This window comes from Mycolicibacterium neoaurum ATCC 25795 (genome assembly GCF_000691525.1).
Lineage (GTDB): Bacteria > Actinomycetota > Actinomycetes > Mycobacteriales > Mycobacteriaceae > Mycobacterium > Mycobacterium neoaurum.
The window spans coordinates 1-1,175 of the sequence record NZ_JMDW01000036.1; the positions used below are offsets into that span (position 1 = coordinate 1).

The 1,175-nt window shown below is 60.8% G+C and carries 1 protein-coding gene; it reads left to right on the plus strand.

What is annotated here, in order from left to right:
• Positions 1-84: 84 nt before the first annotated feature.
• Positions 85-1,175 (plus strand): Ig-like domain-containing protein (locus IC40_RS0126305; protein WP_240478692.1); only part of this gene is annotated, 1,091 nt, incomplete at its 3' end.

Below are 1,175 nucleotides of genomic sequence, written 5' to 3' on the forward strand. Positions count from 1 at the left end.
ATCGTGGGCACGATCAACGGCCAATCGATCACCGTTGCTGAGGTGTCGGTGGTGCCGAAGAAGAATTCGGCTCCGTCTGCTCCGATGGTCGGTGGGGACACGGTGTTCGGTGGTTCGGGTATTGCCTCGGGCACGGTGAATGCTTCGGATGCCGACGGGGACACCCTGCATTTCAGTGTTGATGGGCCCGGTGGTGCGTCGACGAAGGTGTTGTCCAACGGTGCGATCGTGACCGTGGATGCCAACGGTAAGTGGCATTACATCCCGGGTCTGAACAGTGGTGACCTTGGTGGCTTGGTCTCTTCGATCGCGTTGTCCAGCTTCACGATCTATGTCACCGACGGTAAGGGTGGTCAGGCCAGCACGCTGATCACGGTCAACACCCATGAGCTCGATATCCCGGTTACCAAGGTGGTCAACGGTAATGGCACCGTGACCGGTGGGTTGGGGTTGTCTGCCGGTGAGCAGGGCTTGATGACCTACAGCCTGGGCAGTGGTCCTTCCAAGGGCACTGTGACGGTCAATGCCGATGGCACGTATACGTANNCGGCGGGTTGGAACGAGACCGACACGTTCACGATTGTGGGCACGATCGACGGCCAGTCGATCACCGTGGCCGAGGTGTCGGTGGTGCCCAAGTCCAATGCCGCCCCGACGGTGGATCCGATCGATTTGGTGACCGTGGTGGGCGGGTCGGGTATTGCGACCGGCAATGTCAGCGCCAATGATGCCAACGGTGACACCCTGCATTACAGCGTCACCGGCTACGGCGGTGCGTCGACGAAGGTGTTGTCCAACGGTGCGATCGTCTCGGTCGATGCCAACGGCAAGTGGTCCTACATTCCCGGCCCGAACAGTGGTGTCCTCGGCGTCATCCTGGCCTCCTCGTTCACGGTGTATGTCACCGATGGCAAGGGGGGAGAGGCCAGCACCCCGGTGGTGGTCACCACCCACGATCTGACTATCCCGGTGACCAAGTCGGGCAGTAATGGGACGGTGACCGGTGGGTTGACGTTGACTGCTGCTGAGCAGGGGTTGATGACTTATAGCGTGGGCAGTGGTCCGTCCAAGGGCACTGTGACGGTCAATGCCGATGGCACGTATACGTATACGGCCACTTCGGCGGGGTGGAACGAGACCGACACGTTCACCATCGTGGGCACGATCAACGGCCA